The following is a 7,775-nucleotide window of genomic DNA, read 5'->3' as shown; positions in this document are numbered from 1 at the left end:
AAGAAACGGTCTAAATAGGCTGATTCAAGGCATTTACGGGAGAAAAAATCGGCTCAAACATGAAGAAATGAAATGACTGAGTCAGCCGAGAAGAATTTCCCCGCTTATTCGCACCTTCCCTAACAATGCCTTCAAAAACGCTTTACTTCGTTCCGATGGGACAGGCTTACGCTTCGCTCCAGCCCGTAGGTTTGATTAGCCGTAAGGCGTAATCGGACGTTCGCGTAAATCAATTCTCCCGCTATAACGGCTATCCATATTTCTCCTCTGACAGATGCCGCTGACTCACGGAAATACCGGAACAGCGGCATCTCGATCATCCGATCACGCTTCGCCAATCGAAGCTGCATGGGACGGCAATAGCCAAAAGAGCCGCCCTTGTGGGCGGCTCCTGGTATCAGCGATGGATGGCTGTTACTGAATCGTCACTCGGCCTTGGGTGGTTCAACCGCGGCCGCTGCCGGTTGGTCATCTTCCTTGATCCAGGCATCCAGCAGGGTGTAGCCCACCGCCAGCACCACGGGGCCGATGAAGAGACCGATGATCCCCAGCGCCAGCAGGCCGCCGATGACCCCCACCAGAATGAGGATCAGCGGCAGGTCGGCCCCGCGCTTGATCAGGAAGGGGCGCAGGAAGTTGTCCATGGTGCCCGCCAGCAGGGACCAGACCAGCAGGAAGGTGCCCCAGGTGGTGTCCCCGCTCCAGTAGAGGTAGCCGACGCTGGCCAGCAGCACCGGGAAGGGGCCTATCTGGGCGACGATCAGCAGGAACATCAGCACCACCAGCACCATGACATAGGGAATGCCGGCGATGAGCAGGCCCAGGCCTGCCACCGAGGATTGCACCAGGGCGGTCACTACCACCCCCATGGCGACGGCGCGGATGGCCTGGGAGGCGAGCACCACCGCATTGTCACCGCGCTGGCCCGCCAGACGGTGGGCGAAGCGGCGAATGCCTTCTGCCGCCTTCTCCCCCGAGTGGTAGAGCAGGCCGCAGATGGCCACGGTCAGCAGGAAGTGGACGAACAGCAGGCCGAGGTTGCCCGCCTGGGCCGCCAGCCAGCGGGCGGTCTGGCCGAAGTAGGGGGCCAGCTTGGTGAACAGCACCTGGCCGCCGCTCGCGAGGATCTGCTGCCAGAACTCATAGAGCTTGTCGCCCACCAGGGGGACTTGCTGCAACCAGAGCAGCTCGGGGGGCGGAGATTGGCTGAGCTCGGTGCCCAGCTCGATGAGCATGGGGGCCTTCTCCGCCACGTTGGCCAGCGTCATGAAGAGGGGAATGACGAAGATGAGCAGCAAGATGCTGGTCATCAGCAACGCCGCCAGGGTGCGCTTGCCCCACAGCAGGCGCTGGGCCATCTGCATCAGGGGCCAGGTGGCGATGGTGATCATGGTGGACCACACCAGGGCGGGCAGGAAGGGGCGCAAGACCATGAAGCACGAGATGATGAGCAGGCTGAGGAACAGCAAGCCCAGGGTGATCTTGGCCAAATCCACTTTTTTCATATTCATGGCATTCCCTTAACGAGGGGTTGAGCGCCCGGTTCGGGCACCGTGACGGATAGCGGACAACGACCACCAGAGCCCGGCGCTGAGCCAGAACCCCAGGCAGCCAAAGAGCCACCCTTGTCCCGCGAGGATCAGCAGAGAGCTGCTGGTGAGCGCGGGCACCAGGAACAGGAGCCCTGCCACGACCAGCCCCCCTGCCAGGGTCAGCAGCGCGGCGGGCAGGGCGGGGGTGGGGCTCCGTTCGAGTGATAGCAGATTACCCGATACCAGCCCCAGGGTGAACATGGCAAGCCCGGCCAGGGCGGTGGACTGGGTGAGCCAGGCCGAGAGGGCGCTGGCGATGAGCAGCCCGGCCCAGGGGAGCGGGCGTGCCGCCAGCTTCGCCAGCGGGGCGCGCAGTGCCAGCAGCAGGGCCCCCAGGGCAAGGCCGGCCACCACATCCGAGAGGAAGTGGACCCCCAGCCAGACCCGGGCCAGCCCGGCCACGCCGGCCAGCAACAGGGCCAGCAGGGCCCCCTGCCAGGCCCGCAGCGCCGGCAGCCAGCCAAGCAGCAGGCCCCAGTAGAGCAGGGTCGAGGCGGTGTGACCGCTCGGCATGCCGAAGCCCTGGGCACTCTGGCGGGCCAGCTCGGGTTGCAGGTGGAAGGGCCTGGGCCAGCCGATGCCCGCCTTGAGCAGGTTCACCACCAGGGTGAGCAGCACCATGGCAAACAGCAGGTGGCGCAGCCTGGACCAGCCGAGCAGGGGCAGCAGCAAGGGCAGCAGCGCCAGCTGGAAGGGGGCCGAGCCCAGCAGATTGCCCGCCCTTGGCCAGAGCACATCCGGCCCTAGCCACCGTTGCAGGCGCTGGATCAGCGGCAACTCGGCGCGGTGCAGCGCACTGGCCGCGTCGCTGAAATCCGTCACCCACAGCACCTGGCTTTCGGGCACCTCGGCCAGCCTCGGGGCTATCCAGTCGAGCTGCGCCGGGAAGCGACGCTGGGCAGGGGGCAGGTCGGCGGCCGCGATCAGCCTGGCGTTCAGGATCTCGCCACCGAGATCCGGGGCCTGGAGCAGGGAGACAAACCCCGTCCCTCGCTGGACCCGCAGGTGCTCCAGGGTCTGGCAGGCGAACACCCTGGCCCGTTGCCAGCGCCCCAGCTCGCCGGTGACGCGACCCTGCAGGCCGGTCTCCTCGAACAGCTCGCGCAGGGCCGCCTGCTCCGGGGTCTCCCCCCTGTCGATGTAACCGCCGCTCAGGCTGTAGCGCGAGGAGAGCCTGTCCTGCACCAGCAGGATCCCTTGCTGGTGGCGGATCACGCAGGCGGCCGCAGAGGGAGGGGATTCGGCGCGGGAGGCGGGCAGGGCACCGCCCAGCAACAGCAGCAGGCAGAAGACGACTCGAAACATGATGACACCCAGGGGCAAGGAGTGGGGATAAGGGTCACAGAAATCAGACGGCCGGGCAATGGCTTGCAGGGGGCACCGACCCTGTGGGGGACGCAAGGATTGCCGTCTGCGCGGGCAGTCCCTAGTATTGGCGGCTATTGTTCTTCTCATTCACTACATTGTGGGGCTCTTCATGCGACAGTTCGGTTTCTTTCTGGGGATTGCCATCGGCGTCATCCTGATACTGTTTGGCAGCATCGTCATCTTCCAGGCCCTGCCTGCGGCGCTGGACGTGCTGGAGATGCCGAGCCGGATCCCCTTCGTGCGCGAGGTGTACACCTGGCTGATGAGCAGCGCCAACGGGCTCACCGCCCAGCTGGAGCAGAACTTCCTGGAGGCATTCCAGACGGTGCTCAAGCTGATCCTGCTCATCACCTTCATGTGGGTCTGCGTCAAGCTGGTCAACATGGGGGTGCTGATCATCCGGGCCGGCGTCGACCTTATCCGCACCGCCATCGAGCACAGCGAAGAGAAGGGTGCCAAGCCCACCGAGCAGGACCGCCATTTCTGATCTTCCCCTGCTACGGGTCAGATAAACAACAGGCCATCATGTGATGGCCTGTTTTTATGGTGGCATGACGCTTAAAAAGTCAGTTAAGCAGTTTTTCCAGCTCCGCTTCGGCATCCGCCCTGGCCTGATCGCTCAGGGTGCCGGAAGTCGCTTCCAGCTTCTCGCCCTGTTGCTGCACCGCCTTGGCCGCTTGCTGCTGTGCACTGGTCGCGGCACTGATGGCAGCTTGCTTGGCGCTGTCGCTCACCGCCTTGGCGGCTTGTTGTTGCGCTGTGGTTGCAGCACTGATGGTCGCTGCGCTGCTGGCGGCCTGCTTGGCGCTGTCGCTCACTGCCTTGGCGGCTTGCTGCTGCACTGTGGTTGCGGCACGGATGGTTGCTGCGCTGCTGGCGGCCTGCTTGACGCTCTCACTCGCTGCCTTGGCGGTTTGCTGCTGTGCCGTGGTTGCGGCGCTGCTGACGGCCTGCTTGGCGCTGTCGCTCACCGCCTTGGCGGCTTGCTGCTGCGTTGTGGTCGCGGCACTGATGGCGGTGGCGCTGCTGACGGCCTGCTTGGCGGTGTCACTCACCGCCTTGGTGGCTTGCTGCTGCGCCGTGGTGGCGGCACTGATGGTGGCCTGCTTGGCGGTGTCACTCACCGCCTTGGCGGCTTGCTGCTGCGCCGTGGTTGAGGCGCTGATGGTGGTGGCGCTGCTGACGGCCTGCTTGGCGCTGTCGCTCACCGCCTTGGTGGCTTGTTGCTGCGCCGTGGTTGCGGCGCTGCTGACGGCCTGCTTGGCGCTGCCGCTCACCGCCTTGGTGGCTTGTTGCTGTGCCGTGGTGGCGGCACTGCCGATCACCTGTCTGGTGGAGTCGGACAGGGCCTTGCTGGCGCTCTGTTGCAGGCCCCCCATCATGGTGCCCAGCAGAGAACTGCCAGCGCCCGTGAGCCCCTGACCGGCACCGGTCAGGGCCGTGGCGGCCGGGGTGGCCTGGGGCTGCCAGCCCTGCATGGCGCTGGGCCAGGTCGGGGTGGCGGCCGTCAGGTTTTCCCCGAAGACTTGGGTCGCCCCGTCACCTTTTTGCACCATGACGGCGAGCTGGTTGGTGTCGGCGTTCCAGACCATGCCGGCCTGCTTGGCCACATCCGGCACCGGGGCGTAGCGGGAGACCACGTAAAAGAGCGGTCCCTCCTGTTGCAGCTCGTCGGCGGTCTTGAGCAGTTGCATGGTGCTCTCGTAGTTGGGCCCCAGCATGGCGGTCATTCTGTCCTTGATCAGCGGTTGCTCGAACAGGTTGGCCTCGTTCGGATCGAAACCGACCAGCGGCTTGAGCAGGGCCCACATCAGCTGGCTGGTGGGGCTCATCATCAGCAGGGGGGCGACACAGGCGGACAACATCAGGCTCAGGCAGGCAGCCTTGAGCAACGGCATGATACGCATTGACAACATATCCAGTTAATTATCTGATTATTAAGGGTTATTCATTACCGCATCCCGGCGATGCCGGTGGGGGCCCACGGCAGAGCCCTGACAGGCCTTTGCGGGCGCAGGCAGGCTATCATATTGCTTCCGGAATGCCAGATGAGCCGACATTTATTGGTCAAGTCGAGGGCTCTGCTGGTCGCTCTACACTTTCACTCCCCCGTGACAGGAATTCCCATGATCCGTTGTGCAGGTTGTCTGCTGGCCCTTGGCTGGCTCTTCCCCGCGTTGGCCGCCCCGGCGTCCAACACCCTCAGCCACTCGGTGGGCACCGAGCTGGTGCTGCCCCTTGGTTCGCTGCCCGAGCGGGTGTGCTGGTATCAGGATCAGAAATACTCCCAGGGGGCCCGTATCCAGCAGGGGGAGCTCTGGCTGGAGTGCGCGCCGCAACAGGCGATGGAGACCAATGGTCCCCTGATCTGGCGAGAGGTGACGACGCCGTCACAGAGTGGTGAACCGGAGGGCAACCAGCGGACGATCCGGGTGGGCCAGTGAGCCTTTTCTTGATCCAGCTACAGACACGGGCGTGATCTCTATCGCATAATGCGGCTCTTTCTTCTCTTGACTGGGATCTAAGCAATGGCTCGTCGCTCTTCCAATGCACAACGTCGTCGCAGTAGCTGGTGGTACAAACGCTTGTTGGCAAGGGAGCGGGAAGAGCGCGAAGCGCGTTCCGTCCGGGATTGATACTGCATTGAAAAACGGAGCCTCGGGCTCCGTTTTTATTGGTGACTAAACGTGCATTACCGCAGGCAGGTTTATTACCAGAGGTGGACAATGGTGCCGCTCTGCCAGTGCACAACGTCGTTGCCGTCGTGAGCTGGCGGTACAAACCCTTGTTGGCAAAGGAGCGGGAAGAGCGCGAGGGCGCTGCGTCCGGGATGGATACGGCATGGAAGAACGGAGCCTCGGGCTCCGTTTTTATTGGTGAATATAAGTGCATTACCGCAGGCAGATTTATTACCACAGGTGGATAATGGTGCCGTTCTGCCTGTGCACAACGTCGTTGCCGTCGTGAGCTGGCGGTACAAACCCTTGTTGGCAAGGGTACGGGAAGCGCGTGAGGGCGCAGCGGCCGGGATGGATACGGCATTGAAAAGCGGAGCCTCGGGCTCCGTTTTTATTGGTGACTAAAAGTGCATTACCACAGACAGGTTTATTACCACAGGTGGATAATGGTGCCGCTCTGCCAGTGCACAACGTCGTTGCCGCCATGAGCTGGCGGTACAAACCCTTGTTGGCAAGGGAGGGAAGCGCGAGGGCGCTGCTTCCGGGATGGATACGGCATGGAAAAACGGAGCCCTGGGCTGCGTTTTTCATTCATCAAGATCGTCATGCGAGAACGGGGGCCATCAGGCCCCCGTTTTGCTTTTGCAGAGGTTGGCTGCCTGCGACTCAGCGTTGCAGGGCGGCCAGGGCCAGCTCGACCCGTTTGGCGTACTCGGGGTCGGCCTGCTCGAAGTGCCTGAGCTGGGCCGCGACGATGGCGTCATCCTCCACATTGATGAGGGAGCGGGCCAGGTTGGCGGCGAGGCGGGCACGCTGCCCCTCGTCCATCAGGCGGAAGAGATCCCCCGGCTGGCTGTAGTAGTCGCTGTCATGGTCACGAAAATCGTAGTGCAGGGCAGCCCCTTCCAGGCTCAGGGCCGATTCGTGCTGCTCGCTCGGCTGCTGGGTGCCGAAGCGGTTCGGTTGGTAGTTGGGGCTGGCGCCACCGTTGCTGTCCGCCCGCATGGCGCCGTCGCGGTGGGCGCCGTGGTGGAACGGGCAGCGCGGGGCGTTGACCGGCAGCAGGCCGTGGTTGACGCCGAGGCGATAGCGCTGGGTGTCACCGTAGGAGAAGAGCCGCCCCTGCAACATGCGATCCGGCGAGAAGCCGATGCCGGGCACCACGTTGGCCGGGGTGAAGGCGGCCTGCTCCACGTGGGCGAAGTAGTTGTCCGGGTTCTGGTTGAGTTCCAGCAGGCCCACCGGGATGAGCGGGTAGTCCTTGTGGGGCCACACCTTGGTGAGGTCGAACGGGTGGATCGAGTAGGTCTGGGCCTCGGCCTCTGGCATCACCTGCACATAGACCTTCCAGCGCGGGAAGTCCCCCCGCTCGATGGCGTTGAACAGATCTGCCTGGCTGGTCTCTCTGTCCTGACCGACGGCGGTGGCCGCCTCTTCATCGGTGTAGAAGCGGTGGCCCTGCTCGGTCTTGAAGTGGAACTTGACCCAGAAGCGCTCGTTCGCGTCGTTGATGAAGCTGAAGGTGTGGCTGCCGTAGCCGTTCATCTCCCGCAGGCTCCTGGGAATGCCGCGATCGCTGAAGAGGATGGTGACCTGATGCAGGGATTCCGGGTGGCGTGACCAGAAGTCCCAGGCCGCGGTGGCGCTGCGCAGGTTGGTGCGGGGATCCCGCTTCTGGGTGTGGATGAAGTCGGGGAATTTCAGGGGATCGCGAATGAAGAACACCGGGGTGTTGTTGCCCACCAGATCCCAGTTGCCCTGCTCGGTGTAGAACTTGAGGGCGAAGCCGCGCACGTCCCGCTCGGCGTCGGCGGCGCCCTTCTCACCTGCCACGGTGGAGAAGCGCAGGAACACCGGGGTCTGCTTGCCGACGGCGTTGAACAGGTCGGCCTTGCTGAAGGCGCTGATGTCGTGGGTCACGGTGAAGGTGCCGTAGGCGCCCGAGCCCTTGGCGTGCACCACCCGCTCGGGAATGCGCTCGCGGTCGAAGTGGGCGAGTTTCTCCATCAACCAGATGTCTTGCATCAGGACGGGGCCGCGGGGGCCGGCGGTGAGGCTGTTGTTGTTGTCGACGACGGGGGCGCCGTTGGCGCTGCGCAGGGTCTTGTCGGTCATGGATGTCTCTCCTTGTTGATAG

6 protein-coding genes are annotated in these 7,775 nt (G+C 63.9%); 2 read left to right on the top strand and 4 right to left on the bottom strand.

The genetic code is table 11. The features are described from left to right. Positions 1–425 precede the first annotated feature (425 nt). Both ydiK and ACNPAA_RS16805 read right to left on the bottom strand, forming a co-directional pair. Positions 426–1,511, bottom strand: coding sequence for an AI-2E family transporter YdiK (gene ydiK / locus ACNPAA_RS16810; protein WP_201872473.1), 1,086 nt, complete (start codon positions 1,509–1,511; stop codon positions 426–428). A 9-nt stretch (positions 1,512–1,520) separates the two neighbouring features. Continuing rightward, positions 1,521–2,897, bottom strand: a complete 1,377-nt coding sequence (locus ACNPAA_RS16805) for a bifunctional NUDIX hydrolase/phosphatase PAP2 family protein (RefSeq protein ID WP_270835866.1) — start codon at positions 2,895–2,897, stop codon at positions 1,521–1,523. Positions 2,898–3,069: 172 nt separating this feature from the next. Here ACNPAA_RS16805 and ACNPAA_RS16800 point away from each other — a divergent pair, with 172 nt between their 5' ends. Continuing rightward, complete coding sequence (locus ACNPAA_RS16800; RefSeq protein WP_010675931.1) at positions 3,070–3,447, top strand: hypothetical protein; 378 nt, start codon at positions 3,070–3,072, stop codon at positions 3,445–3,447. Between the two features lie 79 nt (positions 3,448–3,526). Here the strand turns inward: ACNPAA_RS16800 and ACNPAA_RS16795 are convergent, their stop codons facing one another. Continuing rightward, the gene (locus ACNPAA_RS16795) at positions 3,527–4,867 is read right to left on the bottom strand and encodes a hypothetical protein (RefSeq protein ID WP_319899994.1); all 1,341 of its coding nucleotides are present in this window, start codon (positions 4,865–4,867) and stop codon (positions 3,527–3,529) included. 219 nt (positions 4,868–5,086) lie between these two features. On the opposite strand from ACNPAA_RS16795, the gene ACNPAA_RS16790 reads away from it, so the two are divergent. After that, positions 5,087–5,404: a DUF1496 domain-containing protein gene (locus ACNPAA_RS16790; protein ID WP_039040821.1), complete on the top strand. Its 318-nt coding sequence runs from the start codon at positions 5,087–5,089 to the stop codon at positions 5,402–5,404. Positions 5,405–6,304: 900 nt separating this feature from the next. Here ACNPAA_RS16790 and ACNPAA_RS16785 read toward each other — a convergent pair. Beyond that, positions 6,305–7,753, bottom strand: coding sequence for a catalase (locus tag ACNPAA_RS16785; RefSeq protein ID WP_171865665.1), 1,449 nt, complete (start codon positions 7,751–7,753; stop codon positions 6,305–6,307). Between the last annotated feature and the right edge of the window lie 22 nt (positions 7,754–7,775).

This window comes from Aeromonas sp. PS2Canimalfood6, from assembly GCF_048276795.1.
In the GTDB taxonomy this organism is placed as follows: domain Bacteria; phylum Pseudomonadota; class Gammaproteobacteria; order Enterobacterales; family Aeromonadaceae; genus Aeromonas; species Aeromonas caviae.
This window is presented reverse-complemented; position numbering and strand designations above follow the sequence as displayed.

Coding starts and splice junctions, on each gene's coding strand:
- ACNPAA_RS16800 (WP_010675931.1), top strand. CDS start 3,070: ATGCGACAGTTCGGTTTCTTTCTGGGGATTGCCATCGGCGTCATCCTG.
- ACNPAA_RS16785 (WP_171865665.1), bottom strand. CDS start 7,753: ATGACCGACAAGACCCTGCGCAGCGCCAACGGCGCCCCCGTCGTCGAC.
- ACNPAA_RS16790 (WP_039040821.1), top strand. CDS start 5,087: ATGATCCGTTGTGCAGGTTGTCTGCTGGCCCTTGGCTGGCTCTTCCCC.
- ACNPAA_RS16795 (WP_319899994.1), bottom strand. CDS start 4,867: ATGCGTATCATGCCGTTGCTCAAGGCTGCCTGCCTGAGCCTGATGTTG.
- ACNPAA_RS16805 (WP_270835866.1), bottom strand. CDS start 2,897: ATGTTTCGAGTCGTCTTCTGCCTGCTGCTGTTGCTGGGCGGTGCCCTG.
- ydiK (WP_201872473.1), bottom strand. CDS start 1,511: ATGAATATGAAAAAAGTGGATTTGGCCAAGATCACCCTGGGCTTGCTG.